The sequence below is a fragment of the Acinetobacter sp. YH16053 genome, assembly GCF_013417035.1.
Taxonomy (GTDB): Bacteria; Pseudomonadota; Gammaproteobacteria; order Pseudomonadales; family Moraxellaceae; genus Acinetobacter; species Acinetobacter towneri.
Genome location: NZ_VPEP01000018.1, coordinates 1 through 19,561 on the forward strand (window position 1 = coordinate 1; position 19,561 = coordinate 19,561).

Annotated in this window: 19 protein-coding genes; 11 read left to right on the top strand and 8 right to left on the bottom strand. The window is 40.8% G+C overall.

The window, feature by feature from the left end; genetic code table 11:
- The 5 genes from FTV43_RS11740 to FTV43_RS11760 all read left to right on the top strand — a co-directional run.
- Positions 1 to 668, top strand: a 668-nt coding sequence (locus FTV43_RS11740) for an IS256 family transposase (RefSeq protein ID WP_179995522.1), incomplete at its 5' end; no start/stop codon positions are given.
- A gap of 321 nt (positions 669 to 989) precedes the next feature.
- Positions 990 to 1,562 (top strand): nucleotide exchange factor GrpE, encoded by a 573-nt coding sequence (gene grpE, locus FTV43_RS11745; protein WP_256732321.1) that lies wholly within the window; start codon positions 990 to 992, stop codon positions 1,560 to 1,562.
- Between the two features lie 121 nt (positions 1,563 to 1,683).
- Complete coding sequence (dnaK, locus tag FTV43_RS11750; protein ID WP_154321227.1) at positions 1,684 to 3,621, top strand: molecular chaperone DnaK; 1,938 nt, start codon at positions 1,684 to 1,686, stop codon at positions 3,619 to 3,621.
- Between the two features lie 196 nt (positions 3,622 to 3,817).
- Positions 3,818 to 4,732, top strand: coding sequence for a matrixin family metalloprotease (locus FTV43_RS11755; RefSeq protein WP_179995523.1), 915 nt, complete (start codon positions 3,818 to 3,820; stop codon positions 4,730 to 4,732).
- A 131-nt stretch (positions 4,733 to 4,863) separates the two neighbouring features.
- Positions 4,864 to 5,241: a hypothetical protein gene (locus FTV43_RS11760; RefSeq protein ID WP_162164695.1), complete on the top strand. Its 378-nt coding sequence runs from the start codon at positions 4,864 to 4,866 to the stop codon at positions 5,239 to 5,241.
- A 70-nt stretch (positions 5,242 to 5,311) separates the two neighbouring features.
- Here FTV43_RS11760 and FTV43_RS11765 read toward each other — a convergent pair whose 3' ends face one another.
- The 4 genes from FTV43_RS11765 to FTV43_RS11780 form a co-directional block, all read right to left on the bottom strand.
- Positions 5,312 to 6,598 (bottom strand): lytic murein transglycosylase, encoded by a 1,287-nt coding sequence (locus FTV43_RS11765; protein WP_004969803.1) that lies wholly within the window; start codon positions 6,596 to 6,598, stop codon positions 5,312 to 5,314.
- Between the two features lie 667 nt (positions 6,599 to 7,265).
- Positions 7,266 to 8,387, bottom strand: a complete 1,122-nt coding sequence (locus FTV43_RS11770) for a 5-(carboxyamino)imidazole ribonucleotide synthase (RefSeq protein WP_179995524.1) — start codon at positions 8,385 to 8,387, stop codon at positions 7,266 to 7,268.
- A gap of 14 nt (positions 8,388 to 8,401) precedes the next feature.
- Entirely contained in the window at positions 8,402 to 8,914 is a 513-nt protein-coding gene (gene purE, locus FTV43_RS11775) for a 5-(carboxyamino)imidazole ribonucleotide mutase (protein WP_004969800.1), read from the bottom strand.
- Between the two features lie 223 nt (positions 8,915 to 9,137).
- Positions 9,138 to 9,479: a DMT family protein gene (locus tag FTV43_RS11780; protein ID WP_019836196.1), complete on the bottom strand. Its 342-nt coding sequence runs from the start codon at positions 9,477 to 9,479 to the stop codon at positions 9,138 to 9,140.
- A gap of 240 nt (positions 9,480 to 9,719) precedes the next feature.
- Between FTV43_RS11780 and mpl the strand changes: the two genes are divergently transcribed.
- Positions 9,720 to 11,090, top strand: coding sequence for a UDP-N-acetylmuramate:L-alanyl-gamma-D-glutamyl-meso-diaminopimelate ligase (gene mpl / locus FTV43_RS11785; protein WP_179995525.1), 1,371 nt, complete (start codon positions 9,720 to 9,722; stop codon positions 11,088 to 11,090).
- Between the two features lie 1,130 nt (positions 11,091 to 12,220).
- Here the strand turns inward: mpl and FTV43_RS11790 are convergent.
- Entirely contained in the window at positions 12,221 to 12,694 is a 474-nt protein-coding gene (locus tag FTV43_RS11790; protein ID WP_104852788.1) for a BLUF domain-containing protein, read from the bottom strand.
- A gap of 210 nt (positions 12,695 to 12,904) precedes the next feature.
- Between FTV43_RS11790 and FTV43_RS11795 the strand changes: the two genes are divergently transcribed.
- Positions 12,905 to 13,243 (top strand): hypothetical protein, encoded by a 339-nt coding sequence (locus tag FTV43_RS11795; RefSeq protein WP_104852787.1) that lies wholly within the window; start codon positions 12,905 to 12,907, stop codon positions 13,241 to 13,243.
- 6 nt (positions 13,244 to 13,249) lie between these two features.
- On the opposite strand, the gene FTV43_RS11800 is transcribed toward FTV43_RS11795, so the two are convergent.
- The gene (locus FTV43_RS11800) at positions 13,250 to 13,531 is read right to left on the bottom strand and encodes a GNAT family N-acetyltransferase (RefSeq protein WP_178319442.1); all 282 of its coding nucleotides are present in this window, start codon (positions 13,529 to 13,531) and stop codon (positions 13,250 to 13,252) included.
- Positions 13,532 to 13,933: 402 nt separating this feature from the next.
- Between FTV43_RS11800 and FTV43_RS11805 the strand changes: the two genes are divergently transcribed.
- The 4 genes from FTV43_RS11805 (at position 13,934) to FTV43_RS11820 (ending at position 17,598) form a co-directional block, all read left to right on the top strand.
- Positions 13,934 to 14,899, top strand: coding sequence for a TerC family protein (locus FTV43_RS11805; protein WP_104852786.1), 966 nt, complete (start codon positions 13,934 to 13,936; stop codon positions 14,897 to 14,899).
- A gap of 159 nt (positions 14,900 to 15,058) precedes the next feature.
- Positions 15,059 to 16,399: a guanine deaminase gene (gene guaD, locus FTV43_RS11810; protein ID WP_179989095.1), complete on the top strand. Its 1,341-nt coding sequence runs from the start codon at positions 15,059 to 15,061 to the stop codon at positions 16,397 to 16,399.
- Between the two features lie 217 nt (positions 16,400 to 16,616).
- On the top strand, positions 16,617 to 17,144 hold the full coding sequence (gene hpt, locus FTV43_RS11815) for a hypoxanthine phosphoribosyltransferase (RefSeq protein WP_004969787.1): 528 nt from the start codon (positions 16,617 to 16,619) through the stop codon (positions 17,142 to 17,144).
- Between the two features lie 196 nt (positions 17,145 to 17,340).
- The gene (locus FTV43_RS11820; protein WP_004969785.1) at positions 17,341 to 17,598 is read left to right on the top strand and encodes a GlsB/YeaQ/YmgE family stress response membrane protein; all 258 of its coding nucleotides are present in this window, start codon (positions 17,341 to 17,343) and stop codon (positions 17,596 to 17,598) included.
- Between the two features lie 174 nt (positions 17,599 to 17,772).
- Here the strand turns inward: FTV43_RS11820 and FTV43_RS11825 are convergent, their stop codons facing one another.
- Together FTV43_RS11825 and dmeF are read right to left on the bottom strand one after the other, a co-directional pair.
- Positions 17,773 to 18,474 carry a DsbC family protein gene (locus FTV43_RS11825; RefSeq protein ID WP_104852785.1) on the bottom strand — a complete coding sequence of 234 codons (702 nt, stop codon included), beginning with the start codon at positions 18,472 to 18,474 and terminating at the stop codon, positions 17,773 to 17,775.
- Positions 18,475 to 18,591: 117 nt separating this feature from the next.
- A complete protein-coding gene (gene dmeF / locus FTV43_RS11830; RefSeq protein ID WP_179995526.1) occupies positions 18,592 to 19,545 on the bottom strand; it encodes a CDF family Co(II)/Ni(II) efflux transporter DmeF in 954 nt (317 codons plus the stop codon).
- Positions 19,546 to 19,561: the final 16 nt, after the last annotated feature.

The window sequence follows — 19,561 nt, forward strand, 5'->3', positions numbered from 1 at the left end:
CTTTAAATGTTGAAGGTAAGAAGGAACTACTCGGCTTGCATTTGTCGGAAAGCGAAGGGGCGAACCATTGGCTTAGTGTACTGACAGACCTACAAAATCGTGGTGTTCAGGATATTCTGATTGCCTGCCTTGCGAAGCAGCGCTTCTCAGGACTAAAAGGTTTCCCCGAAGCCATAGCAGCGATTTACCCTCAAACAGAAATACAACTGTGTATCGTTCATCAAATCCGTAATTCTTTACGCTATGTTGCCAGTAAAGATCAGAAGGCATTTATGGCTGATTTAAAGCCAATTTACCGTGCTGATACCAAAGGGGCGGCAGAAGTAGCACTGGATGAGCTAGAAGAAAAATGGGGCGAAAAATATGGTGTGGTCATTCAGTCATGGCGTACCAAATGGCATCTACTATCCGCCTATTTCAAATACCCTAAAGCGATTAGGAAGCCGATTTACACCACCAATGCCGTTGAAGCCGTACATCGTCAATTCCGCAAACTAACCAAAACCAAAGGAGCTTTCCCCAATGAGGATAGTCTGATGAAATTACTGTATATTGGTATTCAACAGGCATCAGAAAAATGGACAATGCCTATTCAGGAATGGGGACAAACGATTACTCAATTATCCATTTACTTTGAAGGTCGATTAGATGATATAATTAAAATCTAGTCAAATTTACTGACACAGAATTTTGAACGCCCTCTATCTCCGTAATAAAAGCACTGGTTTAGCTGAATAATCAGCTCCCTATTACCATACTTTTTTAAACAAAAAAATATTATAAGTTTCAAAGTTTAATTTGCTTCATTCATCCGCCGACATCTTGATTCAAAATGTATTGTTTTGACCAAATTTCATGGCAATGAAAATTAATCTACTGGCACGCTTGAATTTTGCCTGCCCTGCCCCGATTTCTTAGCTAATTACGAACTTCTCTAACCATGGCAGTTCAGCAATAACGCAGTTAGCACTGACGCCAAAGGACTGTACATGTTTAAAAACCCATTTAAACGGAGTAAATCAATGGCAACTGAGCAGAACGAACAAACTCAAGACCTTGAGCAAGAGCAGACGGAACAACAAACAGCGCAAGATACTGAGCAAGCAGAAGTTTCCGTTGAGTCTTTACAAGAACAACTGAGCAAACTTGAAGAAAACCTAAAATTGGAAAAAGCACGTACTGCCAATGCAGTTTACGAAGCGGAAAAAACCAAAGAGCGTTTAGAACGTGAAGCAGATACAGCTAAAAAGTTTGCTTTAGAAAAGTTTGCTAAAGAATTATTGGATTCTGTAGACAACCTTGAGCGTGCTATTGCCGCCAATGGTGATGAAAAAACTGCCTTGTCTGAAGGTGTGGAACTGACCTTGAAATCATTACTGACCACTTTAGAAAAGTTTGGTGTGGTGGTGATTGATACAGCCAATGGTTTCAATGCAGACCTGCATCAAGCCGTAGGGATTGATCCAAATGCAAAAGCCAATGAAATTGGCAACGTATTACAAAAAGGCTACACCTTACATGGTCGCTTACTCCGCCCTGCAATGGTGATGGTTGGCGCTTAAGCCTTATAAAATCGAGAGTTGATAAAAAATTTTCATCTAAACAACTTGAAAAATTTTGATTGGCTCTCATATCGAATAACAAGTGAAAACATTGCAAAAGAATTTTTGAGGAAACATCCAAATGGCTAAAATCATTGGTATTGACTTAGGTACAACTAACTCATGTGTAGCGGTACTTGAAGGCGACAAAGTTAAAGTAATTGAAAACGCAGAAGGCGCACGTACAACTCCATCTATTATTGCTTATAAAGATGGCGAAATTCTTGTAGGTCAATCTGCAAAGCGTCAGGCTGTAACTAACCCGAAAAACACATTATTCGCAATTAAGCGTTTGATTGGTCGTCGTTATGAAGACCAAGCGGTACAAAAAGACATTGGTCTTGTACCTTACAAAATCATCAAAGCAGACAATGGCGATGCTTGGGTTGAAGTGAATGACAAGAAACTTGCGCCACAGCAAATTTCTGCTGAAACTTTGAAAAAGATGAAAAAGACTGCCGAAGATTACTTAGGTGAAACCGTGACTGAAGCAGTAATTACTGTACCTGCGTACTTTAACGATGCACAGCGTCAAGCAACGAAAGATGCGGGTAAAATTGCTGGTTTAGAAGTTAAACGTATCATTAACGAACCAACTGCTGCTGCGCTTGCATTTGGTATGGACAAGAAAGAAGGCGACCGTAAAGTTGCTGTATATGACTTGGGTGGTGGTACTTTTGACGTATCGATCATTGAAATTGCAGACCTTGATGGCGACCAACAAATTGAAGTGTTATCAACCAACGGTGATACCTTCCTTGGTGGTGAAGACTTTGACAATGCCTTGATCGAATACTTGGTTGAAGAGTTCAAAAAAGAGCAAAACTTCAACTTGAAACAAGATCCATTGGCATTACAACGTCTGAAAGAAGCGGCTGAGAAAGCAAAAATCGAGCTTTCATCTTCAAATGCGACTGAAATCAACTTGCCATATATCACTGCAGACGCAACAGGTCCGAAGCACTTGGTGATGAACGTGACTCGCGCCAAACTTGAAGGTTTGGTTGCTGATTTAGTCGCTCGTACCATTGAGCCATGTAAAGTTGCGCTACAAGATGCAGGACTTTCAACTTCTGACATCTCTGACGTGATTTTGGTGGGTGGTCAATCACGTATGCCACTTGTACAACAAAAAGTACAAGAATTCTTTGGCAAAGAGCCACGTAAAGACGTAAACCCAGACGAAGCTGTTGCAATTGGTGCAGCAATTCAGGGTGCCGTATTGTCTGGTGACAAAACTGACGTATTGCTTCTAGACGTAACTCCGTTAACGCTTGGTATTGAAACTATGGGTGGCGTGTTGACGCCAATCATTGAGAAAAACACCACGATTCCTGCGAAGAAATCTCAAGTGTTCTCAACAGCGGCAGACAACCAGCCTGCAGTAGACATTTCAGTTTACCAAGGTGAGCGTAAAATGGCTCAACAAAACAAATTGTTGGGTAACTTCCAATTAGGTGACATTCCACCAGCGCCACGCGGTGTGCCACAAATTGAAGTTTCGTTCGACATTAACGCTGACGGTATCTTGAAAGTGTCTGCAAAAGACAAGAGCACAGGCAAAGAACAATCGATTCAAATTAAAGCAAACTCTGGTTTGAGCGATGCTGAAATTGAAGCGATGATTAAAGATGCTGAAGCAAATGCTGAAGAAGACCGTAAGTTTGAAGAACTTGCAAAAGCACGTAACGAAGCGGATGCTTTAGTTTCTTCTGCTCAAAAAGCAGTAAAAGACCTTGGTGAACAAGTGACTGCCGATGAAAAAACTGCGATTGAAACTGCAGTCACTGAGCTTGAAGCGACAACCAAAGAAAATGATGTAGATGCAATCAAAGCAAAAACTGAAGCATTGCAAAACATCATCATGCCAATTACGCAACGTGCGTATGAAGCTGCACAAGGTCAAGGCGGTGCACAAGGTTTCGACCCAAATGCATTTGGCGGTGACGCAGGTCAACAAAAAGCCGATGATGGCGTTGTGGATGCTGAATTCACCGAAGTGAAAGATGACAAAAAATAATTTGTCGCTTTAACACAAACCAAAAACCGCGCTGCAAACCATTGCAGTGCGGTTTTTTTATGCCCAATGAATATGCATCTTTTTTTAAAACTTAGATTCTCAAATCAATACGCTAAAGCCTGAGTAAACCTCTAAATAGATTGAGTTACTGCCCTGCTTTCGGCTACAGTAAGTCAAAAAAGGAAGTTGCTTGGCGATGCGTTTGTTTCTTTTGGGTGCAATCATAGTATTTGCTATTTTGCTGATTTATCAAAATATTCAACACCCACACACACGGCACAATACCGCACTTGATCGATTGCAACATCCTTTAGACACACGCTTACGCTACCGTATTGCAGAGCTAGACCCTCGTTTTGGGTTGGGTCAAGCCGATCTGCTTCGCATCAGTCAGGAAGCTACCGATATTTGGAAACACGGCACGGGACAAGATTATTTTGTCTATGACCCAAAGGCCAAACTCGCAATTCATTTAATTTATGACCAACGACAAGATGAGTCCAATCAACGTCGTCAGCAGCTTAGTGAAATTGAACAGCGTCAACAGCATTGGAATGAACAAAGCCAGCAAGTTCAGATGCTTAAACAGCAAATTGATGACAAAAACTCGCAACTTGCTGCTAAAAAAATGCAGTTTGAGCAGCAACTCGCACAATACAATCAACAAGTTCAACAGATTAATCAAAGTGGTGGATTACATCCGTCACAACATGAGGTTTTTGCAGCTAAGAAGCAAGACATCCAGCAACATATGTGGAATTTAGAGCATGAAATTGCGCAATTTAATCAGCAAATTGATCAGCTCAATCAACAAGTAGATGCACTCAATCAACTGAATCAGGACATTGATGTATCTATACAACAATATAACATCCGCTTTCAGCCTCGTTTATTTGACAAAGGCAGTTTCGATGGACGTGCCATCCGAATTTATGAGTTTCAATCTGAAGATGATTTACGCTTAACCTTGGCACATGAGTTTGGACATGCACTTGGCTTGCAACATCACAATGACCCACATGCCCTAATGTACCCCATGTTAAAAGATCAACAGTTGAAAAATTTCCAACTCCGCCCGGCTGATATTGATTTGCTACATGCACGGCATTAAATAATCAAGCCGAATTAAAACAACCACACAGCCTGCCCCGCAGCATCGTTACATAGGCATTACACGCGAAGAGGCAGCAAATTTACTCATTTCATGTTATTGTGGACGCTCTGTATAACCCTGAACGATCTGTGGAGATTCATGTGAGTTACTACCATATCCTGATTGAAGTAAATGACCACATCAGCACGATTGAACAAAGCCGTGATATCGAAATTTTTGATATTGTTGAGCTTCAACCTTGTCTCCACTCGATTTTATTGCCGTATTTTAATGAGCAAGTGATTGAACTTGAAGATGAAAATATTGAATACAAAGATATTTTGCATCTTGAGGTTAGACAGACCTTATTACCAATTGAACACCTGATTGAAGAAGAACAGCGTTTGCTGCCAAGTGATACCGACATCACCATTTCAGCTTATGAAATTTTTAATAACAAAGAATTAAGCCAAGATGTCACGACTGTGATTTTTGATTTGCTTGAAGCAGTGAAAATTGAACCTTAATCCCCTGTTTTAAGACAAAAATTAAAAAGGTCTGCACATTTGCAGACCTTTTTTATGCAATCGCAACAACTTATTGCATCATTTGTTTGGCCGCTTCATTACGAAACGCTCTTAAAATTTGCTGCCCTGCCCGACCTGTTGCAGCCAAGCCGAGTCGAGTCTGTTCCTGACGAATCGCTTGACGGGTTTTGTCGCCAATTAAACCATCCACTTCACCAATGTCATAACCACGACTTAACAAAAAGCGTTGAATTTCACGGCGTTCTGCGCGGGATGTACCTGCATCATCGGTTGGCCAAGCGGTGCGGAATGCAGACTGCCCCATTAAACGATCTGATAAATGCGCAATCGCTAAGGCATAACTTTCTGCTGCGTTATAGCTATAAATGGCATCGAAGTTTCTAAACACTAAGAATACAGGGCCATTCGCACCTGCAGGTGCCATCAAGCCTGCCTGACTACTGCCCGATAAATTGCCCTGAATTAATGCCGAACCATCTGCACGAGTCAACCCACGATTAACCCAACTGCTGAGGGATTTTTTATTGCGTCGCCCTTCACCACTCAAAGACATGCCTGCAGGCACTTTGACTTCAAAGCCCCACGGCTGCCCTGTTTGCCAGCCGCGACGTTTTAAAAAGTTAGCGGTGGAAGCCAAAGCATCTGGAATACTAGATACTAAGTCACGGCGACCATCACCATCAAAATCGACCGCCAACTCATCATAGGTCGATGGCATAAACTGAGTATGCCCAAACGCCCCTGCCCATGAGCCTTTTAATTGTGATTCAGTGACATCACCACGTTGCAATAAACGCATGGTGGTAAAAAACTCACCTCGGAAATAGCTTTGACGGCGTCCTTCACAGCTCAAGGTACCTAGCGCTTGCAATAATGGATAGGATCCTGAAATCGCACCAAAGTTACTTTCTACACCCCAAACCGCCACTACGGTTTCTGCAGGTACGCCATAGGCTGCTGCAACACGATTGAGCACATCACGGTGCTGTGCCAATTTCTGCTGTCCTGCCTGCACGCGCTCATCATCCACCAAGCCTGAAAGGTAGTCCCAAATTGGCGTGGAAAATTCAGGTTGGTAATTTAAACGCTCGATGACTGAATAATCTGGGCTGAGATTTTGAGTATAGCGATCATAACTGCTGCCACTCACCCCTTTGGCAATGGCTTGGCTGCGTAAATTGGCCAAACAACTTTGAAAATGGTTTTGTGGTTGAAAATTTGCAGATGTACTGACTGTTGGCGTTACGGTGACAGATTTTCCATTGATAATCAGTTCTGCCTGAACCTGAGTAGCTGCCATTGCAGCTGTCGCAAAAATCACAGCGAAACGATGCATAATACCCTTTGATGTGTCTTGAATTTAAATCTTGGCTTTACCATAACACCTTCAGCCATATAGATCAGATGAAAATCTGTAACTTTAAATTCATTTTTTAGTTTTAAATTCATTTCTGATTTTTAAACTTAAAATACTTATCCACAAGCACAACATTTCTCGATTTTAAATTCAAAAGCACAGCCAATGATAAGACTTTTAAATTTAAAAGTTTAAATTCAAACTAAACCAATCCAAGTTACCCACAAAACACGGTATTGATTGCATATTTTCGGCGCATAGCTTTAAATTTAAAAAGTAAGTTTTAAATTTAAAGCCCGCTGGTTTTTAAATTCAAAAACCACATAGCCATCTTTAAATTCATATCTGATATTTAAATTCAAAGTTGAAAGATAGTGATAAATTTAAAACACGGTATTTGAATTTAAAGTTTTGAATTCATAATTATTGTCTGTTTCCCATCAGACTTATGCGAATTTTTATTTTGAGTATTGCTTTGTTATGGGGATGATTGCTGATTCAACCTGATCTATCTTAATCAACCTAAAATTGCAGCGTCAATCCAAGACAGATCAATGGTACAGTATCCTAAAAATAGACAGAATAAAAAACGTGAGCGCATAAAAAAGCGCTCATCACGATGAGCGCTTTGGCATCATTTTTATATTTACAAGCTCATATCAGCACTGAGCGCCAATGGATTTGGCAAAATTTTTGCCAATTGGCGGCATAAATCTGTCAATTCAGCAGCATCATTCGGCATTAAAGTAATATGCCCAATTTTACGGCCTTCACGCTCAGTTTTATTGTACAAGTGCAAATGTGCGCCATTCAATGCCAACACATCTTCAGTTTTGGGATGCTGACCAATAATATTGACCATCACCGTTGGACGTACCACTTCAGTTGAGCCTAACGGTAAACCTGCTACAGCACGAATATGGTTCTCAAACTGCGAACACACCGCGCCTTCAATTGACCAGTGACCTGAGTTATGCACACGAGGTGCCATCTCGTTGGCATACAAGCCCTTGTCAGTGACAAATAGCTCTAACGTCAACACACCTACATAATTCAAGTGATTGAGCAGGCGAGTGATATAGTCTTGTGCCTCAGGCTGCAAGTCAGCGCTGTTTGGTGCAGGGACAATCGAATGCGACAAAATACCGTTGTGATGATGGTTTTCTGCCAATGGCCAAGTTTTTACTTCACCATTTTGACCACGCACCGCAATAATAGATACTTCACGTGAAAAAGTAACAAAACTTTCTGCAATCAAGCTGCCTGCAGGGCCAAGTTTCGCCCATGCTTGTTCAATCTGATCGGCACTGCGCAGTACAAACTGACCTTTGCCATCATAGCCACCTGTTGCGGTTTTGAGCACAATTGGCAGACCGAGTTCAGCTACAGCAGCCTGTAAACTTTCTAGCGAGTTGACCGCTTTATACGGCGCAACAGGAATCGCCAATTCATCAAATAAGCCTTTTTCTAGCAAGCGGTTTTGAGCAATTGCCAAAGCCTGACGTGGTGGATGCAAGTCTTTGTGCTTAATCAATACATCAACATCTGCCAACGGAGTATTTTCAAACTCAAGGCTGAATACATCAGCACTCTGTATAAAATCTTGTAGGCTATTTTCGCTTTTGCTGGCAAAAACCTGACCCAAGGTTGCCGCTGGGCAATCTGGACTGGCTTCAAAAAAGGTACATTGAATATTTAAGGGTAAAGCCGCTTGTGCCATCATGCGACCCAATTGACCGCCACCAAAAATACCGATGGTCTTATCCATAGTAATTGTCCCGCTTAAGCCTGACCTGGAATATTGTTGCTTGAAACTTTCTCAGTTTGCGCGGCACGGAAATTGACAACATTTTGTGCAATCTCTGGACGGGTTAAACCTAAAATTTGGGCTGCCATAATTGCCGCATTGGTTGCTCCCGCAGGACCAATCGCCAATGTACCTACGGCAATACCCGCAGGCATTTGCACAATTGAAAGTAATGAATCGACACCATTTAAAATTGAAGATTTCACTGGCACACCTAAAACAGGTAAATCAGTTTTAGCTGCACACATACCTGGTAAGTGTGCGGCACCACCAGCGCCTGCAATAATCACCTGAATGCCACGATCACGCGCTTGTTCAGCATATTCAAATAAGCGATCTGGGGTACGGTGTGCAGAAACGACTTCCGCTTCAAATGGGACACCAAGCTGCTTCAGCATATTGGCAGTGTGTTCGAGAGTTGCCCAATCCGATTGAGAACCCATGATAATTCCAACGAGAGGAGCGTCTTGTGCAGCGGCCGCGTTCATTACAAATATTCCAGAAACGAAACTAAGGAAAGAGAAATTCAGGCGAGAAAGCCAAGCTTGAATAAGAACTCCACATTATAGACTGATTTTTCGACTTGTTAAAATTGAACACGGCGACTCAACCGACTTTTTTGATTATTTTTATCGGGTTATTTTAAAGAATTGAAAACAGTTAAACAAAATAGGTGAACCTAAAGCTATTCAAGCGAGCTAAAACTCGTCTTTAAGGCGCACGAAATACAAAATACACGCAACCACATAAACATAAGGCTGCCCATAAATAATCTAGTTTAAAAGGTTGCTTAAACAGAAAAATCATAAACGGTACAAACACCAATAAAGTCACAACTTCTTGGGTAATTTTCATTTGACCTACCGCCCAGCCATGCTGCGCCAGCAAACGGGTAGCAGGAATCATCAAACTGTATTCAAATAGGGCGATCACCCAACTGAATAAAATTGCCTGCCACAGCGGCGCATCATGCGGTAAAAACTTGAGATGACCATACCACGCCAAGGTCATAAAACAGTTTGCAATCACCAAAAGTAAAAGTGCTGAAGACATTGTGTCGTACTATCTTAAAAATTCAGCTTTATTTTACGAGCTATTTGCCATGAAAAATGCAAAAGCAGAAATTTTTTACATCCTTTGGCGCAAATTCAGCACTGAAAAATCTCTGAAATGAGATACAAGAATCACTATCTTTTCGCCAAAACCCTTGCTATCGTTGCTTCAAATCAAATTAATCACGACAACAGCACAAAAATACGTGATGTGTCTATAAAAGCAGTGGAGTAAGGCGGAATGCATCTGCATATTTTGGGTATTTGTGGCACATTTATGGGCTCTTTGGCACTTTTGGCCCGCGATTTAGGACATACCGTCACAGGTTCAGACCAAAACGTCTATCCACCAATGTCGACTCAACTGGAAAATGCAGGCATTACTTTAATGCAAGGTTATGACCGCAGTCATTTACAGCCGCATCCAGATTTGGTGATTGTGGGCAATGCCATGAAACGTGGAATAGACGCGGTTGAATATATGCTGAATGCAGGTTTGCCGTATATTTCTGGTCCACAATTTTTAGCCGATCATGTCTTGCAAGGCAAGCACGTACTTGGCGTTGCAGGTACGCATGGCAAAACCACCACCACCACCATGTTGGCGTGGGTCTTGGATCAGGCAGGCTTGGAACCAGGCTTTTTAATTGGTGGCGTTCCTTTAGGCTTTAGTGAAAGTGCACGTTTGGGTGCAGGTAAATATTTCTGTGTCGAAGCCGATGAATACGACTCTGCATTTTTTGATAAACGCTCTAAGTTCGTACATTACCACCCTAAAACTGCCATTTTAAATAACCTTGAATTTGACCATGCCGATATTTTTGATGATTTGGCCGCAATTCAAAAACAATTCCATCATTTGGTGCGTACCATCCCAAGTGAAGGGCGCATCATTGCCCCAATTACAGAAACCCATATTGATGAAGTGTTAGAAATGGGTTGCTGGACACCTGTGCTACGTACTTCTCTGAATGCAGATTCACAAGCGGAACTGTATGCAGAACAACTTGCAGCAGATGGTTCGCACTTTAAAGTCCTGAAAAATGGTGTGCTACAAGGTGAAGTGCGCTGGAATATGACAGGGCAGCATAGTGTCGCCAATGCCTTAGCAACCATTGCTGCCGCAGAACATGTTGGAGTTGCAATCGAAACTGCATGTACTGCACTGTCCAATTTTGGTGGGGTGAAACGCCGTATGGAGTTATTAGGCACCATACGTGGCATTGAAATCTATGATGACTTTGCCCACCATCCAACCGCAATTGAAACTACACTGGACGGTGCACGCAAGCGTTTGGGTGAACGTAAGCTTTGGGCGATTATTGAACCACGTTCCAACACCATGCGCATGGGCAGTCATAAAGAGGCCTTGGCAGATTCAGCACGTTTGGCCGATGCTGTAATTTGGTATCAACCCGAAGGTTTAGATTGGGATTTACAGCCTGTGGTTGCGGCTGCTCGCAATCATGCAGTGGTGGCCAATACATTGGATGAAATCATTCAAAACATCGTGAGCCAAGCAGGTGAGGGTGATGCTGTGGTCATTATGTCAAATGGTGGTTTTGGTGGTTTACATCAAAAACTCATTCAGGCTTTGCAACACACGGCTTAAAGTCGCTTCAACCACGTAAAATTTCTTTCAAAATCCCCTGTTTTTAGCAAAAATTAGGGGATTTCCAAATTATAAATTTATATATTATTATTTTTAAAAAAATATACTGCTCAGGAACTTATCATCTTGATCTGTTACTTTAGAAAGATAACTTCCTGCGAGCATCGCAATTGCAACAGCTTGCCTGCTGGATGTCTTTCATCACCATTACTAACAAATATGGTCACCATCTCAAAAACAATGAATGCCACGGTCTACCACGGCGCCCATGATATTGATTTTGAAGAACACCTATGTCCAGAAATTTTACAATCAATAGATGTCTTGATTGCTAACCAAAACTACAATTTGCAGTACTGACTGAGGCATTTGGCAAGGTAAAACCCAGAATTTCAAGACACTGCAATTGCCAAGTGAGGTAATTTGATGGCTATATTTTAGGTCCCGAAGGCATCGGGATGGTTAAAGAAGTTGGTTCGGCAATCAAAAATTTCAAAAAAAGGTGACATAGGGCATCATTTCTTGTGTCAGCCGTTGTAGTACATGTGAAAACTGTCAAAAACACCTTATGCACACTCCAAAATGAAGGCGGATAGATCATGGGATATAAGATTGATGATACCCAGGCAGAAGAAGATGCGGTTTAACGTATTTTAGAAATTACAGGTGGTCGTGGAGTAGACTGCGCCATGGAACTATCAGTGCCGAAGCAACTTGGAATATTTGACAAAATGTCGTCAAAGCAGACGGACATATTGCCAATGTGGCGCACAAAGGGCAGGTCGTAAATTTTGAGTTAAACAAACTCTGGATTAAAATCCTGACCATCAACCACGGGTTAAGTGAATGCCAATATACGACAGTCATGCTGCTAAAAAATTGCTGTTCAGCTAAATTGCCTTGAGAAAATTAAGCAACACACCATTTTAATTTTCAGAATTTGAAAAAGCCTATGATATATTTAAACATACTTCAGATGTAAAAGCCCTGAAAGTGATAATTAATGACAAATAATCTTGACTTTATTGCATGATAAAAAAGCCAATCTGCATGCTGTAGATTGGCTTTTTAATATTTAAACCGTTTTCAATAGATAGAGGCAAATGACCCTAATGCCCTACAAACTAAATTCAGAAAAAGTTTGAATAACCTCTATTTTTATAACCCCGTTGAGATTTTTCAGGCAAGATGGTTTGTTCTAAATCCAAAAGTAAAGCTAAAAATTGCTGTACCGTCTTTTCATCCAAACGATGTGGTAGAAAAACATCAAAGCCGAGCTTTTTAAATAAACTCGAAATTTGACTATGTCTATGAACATATTTCATAGACCATTCTGAAAAATGGACATGCTCAAGTATTTGGTCAGGGAAACGAAAGACATCACGGTGGCGCGGGTCCTGTTGAATACGCTCAAATAATTGCTCGAGCTGCTGTTGTTCACCTTCTAAACACTGAAAAAAATGACCTTCAGCATAATAAAGTACCCCATTAATATGTTGTGCAGCATTAAATTGACGAGCTGTTGCCAAAATATCACTGATTTCTTGGAGTAAATCATTTTGATGCTCTGCTCGGGTACTGGCATAACACAACCTGATTAACATATCACACTCTTGTTAATGTAAAAGTAGTCATGAAATTAAGATAATAGACTCAAATAATCACTCATTATTTTATAGTTTTGATTATTTTTTAATCAATTGTAATTTATGACTGACAATTCAACCGTACGTTTACCACTATGGTGTATGTGTAGCATCTTTTAACATACATTGCATTGAAAGTACGGTTTTGGTTTAGATTTGGAGAAAGTCATGCTTAAAGACGTGCTTACCACATCATTTTTATTAATTGTTTATTTTTGCATGCTGATTGGCTTTCACCGTTTAGGTCTGAATGAAGAAACAAATATACTCATTTCATCTTTTGTATTAGGGCTAAGTTTAAAGCAGTGGGTGAGCTCATTTTTTTTCCACTGGTTTTGTATTGCGCTTATCAGTGGTTTATGTATTGCACTGAATGATTCGGTGATGCTCAAATTCTTCTTATTCAGCATGCTGATTGGAATGCATGCAATACCTTACCTGTTGATCTACTTTAAAAAAGTGTTTGTAGAAAAACAGGTAAGCTCAACTATAGCGATTAAAAAATAATATTTTTTAAGCCACAACATCGGCATATTGTGTATCCGTTTCAAATGCCGTCTCAATATAAGAGCACACGGGTACAATTTTTAGCTGCTTTTCACGTGCAAAGGCGACCAAAATATCTAATAGTTGACGGGCAACCCCTTGACCACGTAATGTCAAATCAACCCAAGTGTGATCTGCTAAAATAGTGTGATCATCTTGATATTGATAAGTAATTTCAGCGATATGCCGACCATCTCGCTCAATAAAAAACTCGCCACCACGTGGGCTTTCTTGATGTTGAATTTGCATAAGTCCACCTATCAAACTAAATCTATTTTTTCAATTTGCCACAATCTTGACGAAGTATTGTGCTGAATTTGTACAATACAAATTAAAGTGATTTACCGTGCAAAATAAATTGCACAACATTTAAAATTATGTAATTCTTTACGCAGATTTAGGCAACGTCCTGATCCCAAATTATGTTGAACAAGGGGAGTAGCCTCCTCCAAGCGTTAAAATATAATTTTAACGTGTCAGCGTTTCGTCATTACACTTTGAAAAAAGTCGGACGCTGAGCATAGTGACCTACTTGTTGATACAAGTCCGCTCTATGTAGGCAAGACCTTGATCATGTTGTTACAGATGTTTGAAATCATCTGACAACAGGTCAAGGTTTTTTTGTGGCCAGTTGTTGGATGTGGAGATTGTATGGAATCCATCGGCAATTTATGGCTATATCTGGTCTTTTTTGCAATTGTTGCAGTCATGCTCGCCATTGACTTCTTAGGCTTTAAACAAAAAGCAGGCGAATCGGTCAAAGTCAAAACCGCTGCGTATTGGAGTATCGCCTGGGTCAGTGTGGCAGCTTTATTTGGTGGCGGTTTATGGCTGTATCTTAAACACAGCGTTGGGCTAGAAGTCGCCAACACCAAAGTCATGGAATACTTTGCGGGTTATTTGCTGGAAAAATCACTGGCGATTGATAATGTATTCGTTTGGTTGATGATCTTCGCCGCATTCGCCATCCCACCGGGCTTACAGCGTAAAATTTTACTCTACGGCGTACTGGGCGCAATTATTCTCAGAACCATTTTTATTTTTATTGGAGCTTGGTTTGTACAAGAATTCTCCTGGATTTTGTATATTTTTGGCGCATTTTTGGTCTACACAGGCTTTAAATTCTTAAAAGGTCCAGAGCAAGAAGCCAGCAATATTGAAGATATGGCGTTGTTGAAATGGCTACGCAAACACATGCGTATTACCCCAACACTGGAAAAAGATCAGTTTTTTGTGCGCCAAAATGGTGTACTTTGGGCAACGCCATTATTTTTAGTTTTAATTTTGGTCGAAGCATCTGACGTTATTTTTGCCGTGGATTCTATCCCTGCAATTTTTGCCGTGACTACCGATCCGTTTATTGTACTCACTGCAAATCTTATGGCTATTTTGGGCTTACGTGCCATGTTTTTCTTGCTCTCAGGCGCAGCCACTAAAATGCATTATTTACCGTATGGACTGGGTTTAATTTTACTATTTATTGGCTTTAAAATGCTGATGTTAGATGTATTCCACATGCCTATCTGGATTTCACTCGGCTTTATTGTACTTGTGCTGACAATCACTGCGTGGTTATCAATTCGACATAGTCGAAAACACCATGAAACCACATTATAAAATTTAATAATCCCCACCATCGTTGCAAGCCTTCTTTCGAGAAGGCTTTTTGTATTCATTTCACCAAGTTTTAATTTACCGTACGATAAATTTTATCGTACTGCTGCAAGCTACATTTAAGGTACAATCTCTTGAAAAATGAAAAATGTAGGTTGTTTTATGCCATCTCCTGTACAACGCACCGCAATTCGTGGTCGCTTTCTTGATTTCAAAAACTGTACCAGCCAAGCCGATCAAATTTCAGAACAAGTCCGTTATGTAGACGATGGCTTGTTAATTTGCGAACAAGGCAAAATTCAGTGGTTTGGTTCATGGCAAGAAGGGCAGGCAAAGCTAAACGCCAACACAGAGTTCCATCATTATCCTGACCATCTCATTGTGCCTGGCTTCATCGACACCCATATTCATTTTCCACAGACTGAAATGATTGGCGCGTATGGTGAACAATTACTGGAATGGCTGAATACTTATACTTTTCCGACTGAACTGCAATTTGCAGATAAAGCCTATGCAGATCAGATTGCACAATTTTTTGTGCAGGAATTACTGAAAAATGGCACCACCACAGCTTTGGTGTTTTGTACGGTACATCCTGAATCGGTAGATGCGTTGTTTGAAGCGGCAGCACAACATCAAATGCGTTTAATTGCAGGTAAAGTGCTGATGGATCGGCATGCACCTGAAGCATTGTGTGACAGTGCAGACTCAGGCTATACAGACTCTAAAGCGTTGATTGAAAAATGGCATGGAAAAGGACGTAATCTCTACGCGATTACGCCACGTTTTGCACCGACTTCTAGCCCTGAGCAACTGGCGCGGGCAGGGCAACTCAAAGCCGAATATCCCGATGTTTATGTACATACCCATTTAAGTGAAAATCACAATGAAATTGCGTGGGTGAAACAATTATTTCCAGAGCAAAATGGATATTTAGATGTTTATCATCACTATGGTTTAACAGGTTCACGTTCGGTTTTTGCGCATTGTGTGCATTTAGAAGAACATGAATGGCAATGTCTGCATCATACCGATTCTGCAATTGCCTTTTGTCCAAGCTCCAATTTATTTTTGGGCAGCGGTTTATTTCCGCTGCATAAAACTTGGGAGCGACAGGTGAAGGTCGGTTTAGGTACAGATATTGGCGCAGGCACCACGTTTAATGTACTGCATATCCTCAATGAAGCCTATAAAGTACAACAACTGCAAGGGGCAAAACTCTCTGCTTTTGAAGCGTTGTATCACGCCACATTAGGTGCTGCCAAAGCTTTGGACTTAGACGATAAGCTGGGGAATTTTAAGGTAGGCAAAGAAGCCGATTTTGTGGTGCTGGATTTAAATGCCACCGCTTTACAACGCTTACGACAACAACGTTCCAAACATCTTGAAGATGCATTATTTGCCCTCATTACTTTAGCAGATGACCGTAATATTCATGCGACCTATATTTATGGACAACGTGCCTACTACCAACCCAATCAAAACTCAGCAGCAGGTGGCTAAACCTGCGCAATCCTCGTATATAAAACCCATCGGATGGGCAATGCTGATACTCGGTTGTGCTTTGTTGTTACGCTCAGATTCTCACTCAGCACAAAAATGATGCTATTTTAACCATGCAAGCACGTGCAACATCGCGCAAGATATATTAAAATTAGCGCATATTTTGGGGTGTTGCAGGTCAACACCTTTTTTATTTTTGCTTTTTAGGTATCTACCCATGACAGTTGAAATGCAGGTTTTGATTTCTGCAGAAGAAATCCAAACAAAAGTTCAGGAACTTGGTCAAAAAATTAATGCTCACTATGCCAATAGCGACAAAGAGTTGGTTTTAATTGGCTTATTACGTGGTTCTGTATTGTTCATGGCAGATTTATGCCGCACCATTCAAAAGCCGCATGAACTGGATTTTATGACTGTATCCAGCTACGGCGGAGGTACTGTGTCATCGCGTGATGTGAAAATTTTAAAAGATTTGGATGGTGAAATTCGCGGTAAAGATGTCTTGGTGGTTGAAGATATTATCGACTCGGGCAACACCCTAAATAAAGTGATGGAAATTTTGCAAACCCGTGAGCCAAATTCAATTGAGCTATGTACCTTAATTAGCAAGCCATCACGCCGTGAAATTGAACTTGAAGTTAAATTCATGGGCTTTGAAATTGAAGATAAGTTTATTGTCGGTTATGGCTTAGATTACGACCAGAAATATCGTCATATTCCGTTTATTGGCGAAATTGGCTTATAAAACAAACACGCCTCGCTTAAAAAAAGTGATCGTTTCAGATCACTTTTTTTATGGCTAAAATTTGCATTTCATCTATCTAACAGGACAAAAACACAACATGCTGTAGCATTATTCGACTATTTTCCTTGGGATTTTTCAGCAAAAATAAGTCTGAAACATGATGTAAAACATAAACAAAGATAACAAGGAGCTGCTCATGTGGTCATTAATTGTCGCAATTGTGGTGGGTTTTATTGCAGGTTTAATCGCCCGTGCGATTCATCCTGGAGATGACAAAGCAGGGTTTATTGTCACCACCTTACTTGGGATTGCAGGGTCTTTATTGGCAACCTATGCAGGGCGTATGATGGGATTGTACGGTGATGGTTCTGCCGCAGGCTTTATTGCCTCCATCATTGGTGCGCTGATTATTCTATTTATTTATAATACGTTCATGAAAAAATCGCGTGCTTAAATCCTGTATTAACGACTGTAATTTTTCAGTCAAACATCTTCTCTCTCAATAAAAAAACCGCCTAAAAATTGAGGCGGTTTTTTTATATCTATTTCGCAATCACAAATTTCAGGTTTGCTCCGATACACACTACACAATTTTAGTTGCCAATATCAGATAAAAAATTAGCCGTTCTTAAAGACCAAATTCTTTAAAAATCTGTTCAATTTGTGCCGCAGGATATGCTCCCATAACTTTAAAGCCATTCGAGAAAATAATCGCAGGCGTACCGTTTACACCTAAACGATGCGCTAAAACAATGTTGCGCTCCACAGGGTTGGCACAACTGCTTTGACTTGTAGGCAATTGTGCTTTTGTGATCAGGTTTTCCCAAGCAAGAGCAGGGTTTTTCTCACAATACACCTGTTTAGATGGCGCAACAGATTGCGCTTTTAACGGCAAAATAAAGGTATAGATTGTAATGTTGTCCAGCTTTTTAAGTTCAGCCTCAAGCTGTTTACAATATGGGCAATTTGGGTCAGAAAAGATCGCAATCTGACGTTTTCCCGTACCTCGCACACTTTTGATTGCATCTTGTAATGGTAACTTTTTCCAATCGACACTGTTTTGTTGGATCAATAAATCTTTGGTTAAGTTATGCTGATCCTTTAAACGAATCATTGAACCTGCCAAAATATGTTGTGCATCTTCATTCAAATACACCACTTGACCATCCATAGAGGCACTGTAAATACCTTTCATTTCTGTGGCTTGAATATTGTCTAATTTCAGTTGCGGATGCTGTTGTTTGACATTTTTACTAACCGTTGCAACATCGGCCATGCTCACGGCGCTGCATAATCCCATTAAGGCAGCTAAACTCAATTGTTTAATCATGTGTTTCATCTAAATAAAGTAAATTTAGCCTGATTCTAAGCTGAAAGCTGCACAGAATTCAGTATTTTTAAGCCAGAATTACGCAATTGCTACAACTCGTTTTTGCTATGCAACGCTTTAGGTTTCACGTGGAACATTCAAGCCTGATGGCGGATTAATTTCTACTGAAATATGCACAATTTCTTCATGAATGGCGAGGGCGGTGCGGACTTGATCTGCGTCTAAATCGTGTGCGGTTTCCAATGCCAAAATACAGGAAAATTTACCCTGTCCGACTTTCCAAACATGCAAGTCTGTAATCATCACACTGACTGGTAACTCTGCAATCACTTCACGAATTTCATCCACCACAGGATGATCCATTTCTGCATCCAGCAATGTTTTCCCTGTTTCCTGCATCAAACCTATCGCCCAACGCGCCACTAAAATTGAACCAACAATAGCTAACAGTGCATCTAGAAAATCCCAGCCCCAATATTTACCCGCAATTAAAGCAATAATCGCAAAAATTGAAGTCACCGCATCTGCCACCACATGCATAAAGGCGGCTTTTTGATTCAGGTCATGGCTGTCATGCGTATGCTCATGATGGTGATGGTGATGGTGATGGTGATGGTGATCATCTTCATGTAATAACCATGCACAAATCAAATTGACCAATAACCCTAAAATTGCAATTGGGATGGCTTGGTTATACTGAATATCGACAGGAAAAAATAAACGCTCGATAGAGTGAATTGCCATAAATGCAGCCACCACCAACAATAAAATGGCGCTGCTATAGCCAGCTAAAATTTCAATTTTCCATGTACCAAAACTAAACCGTGTATCTGCTGCATAATGACGTGCTGCCCGATAGGCAAAATAAGCCAAGCCTAGCGCCAGCATGTGTGAGCTCATGTGCCAGCCATCCGCTAGCAAAGCCATGGAATGAAAAATCCAACCACCCAAGATTTCCAAGAACATCATGACAGCCGTCAGCAAAGCCGCATATAATATTTTTTTCTGCGCCAGCGGATTGCCTTGATCGAATTGATGTGGATGGATACGATGAGAGTGTTGCTGACGCATAATGGGAAATCATTGT

Excerpts from the sequence above, each read along its gene's own strand:
- grpE (WP_256732321.1), top strand. The coding sequence starts at position 990 with ATGTTTAAAAACCCATTTAAACGGAGTAAATCAATGGCAACTGAGCAG.
- dnaK (WP_154321227.1), top strand. The coding sequence starts at position 1,684 with ATGGCTAAAATCATTGGTATTGACTTAGGTACAACTAACTCATGTGTA.
- FTV43_RS11755 (WP_179995523.1), top strand. The coding sequence starts at position 3,818 with ATGCGTTTGTTTCTTTTGGGTGCAATCATAGTATTTGCTATTTTGCTG.
- FTV43_RS11765 (WP_004969803.1), bottom strand. The coding sequence starts at position 6,598 with ATGCATCGTTTCGCTGTGATTTTTGCGACAGCTGCAATGGCAGCTACT.
- FTV43_RS11770 (WP_179995524.1), bottom strand. The coding sequence starts at position 8,387 with ATGGATAAGACCATCGGTATTTTTGGTGGCGGTCAATTGGGTCGCATG.
- purE (WP_004969800.1), bottom strand. The coding sequence starts at position 8,914 with ATGAACGCGGCCGCTGCACAAGACGCTCCTCTCGTTGGAATTATCATG.
- FTV43_RS11780 (WP_019836196.1), bottom strand. The coding sequence starts at position 9,479 with ATGTCTTCAGCACTTTTACTTTTGGTGATTGCAAACTGTTTTATGACC.
- mpl (WP_179995525.1), top strand. The coding sequence starts at position 9,720 with ATGCATCTGCATATTTTGGGTATTTGTGGCACATTTATGGGCTCTTTG.
- FTV43_RS11790 (WP_104852788.1), bottom strand. The coding sequence starts at position 12,694 with ATGTTAATCAGGTTGTGTTATGCCAGTACCCGAGCAGAGCATCAAAAT.
- FTV43_RS11795 (WP_104852787.1), top strand. The coding sequence starts at position 12,905 with ATGCTTAAAGACGTGCTTACCACATCATTTTTATTAATTGTTTATTTT.
- FTV43_RS11800 (WP_178319442.1), bottom strand. The coding sequence starts at position 13,531 with ATGCAAATTCAACATCAAGAAAGCCCACGTGGTGGCGAGTTTTTTATT.
- FTV43_RS11805 (WP_104852786.1), top strand. The coding sequence starts at position 13,934 with ATGGAATCCATCGGCAATTTATGGCTATATCTGGTCTTTTTTGCAATT.
- guaD (WP_179989095.1), top strand. The coding sequence starts at position 15,059 with ATGCCATCTCCTGTACAACGCACCGCAATTCGTGGTCGCTTTCTTGAT.
- hpt (WP_004969787.1), top strand. The coding sequence starts at position 16,617 with ATGACAGTTGAAATGCAGGTTTTGATTTCTGCAGAAGAAATCCAAACA.
- FTV43_RS11820 (WP_004969785.1), top strand. The coding sequence starts at position 17,341 with ATGTGGTCATTAATTGTCGCAATTGTGGTGGGTTTTATTGCAGGTTTA.
- FTV43_RS11825 (WP_104852785.1), bottom strand. The coding sequence starts at position 18,474 with ATGATTAAACAATTGAGTTTAGCTGCCTTAATGGGATTATGCAGCGCC.
- dmeF (WP_179995526.1), bottom strand. The coding sequence starts at position 19,545 with ATGCGTCAGCAACACTCTCATCGTATCCATCCACATCAATTCGATCAA.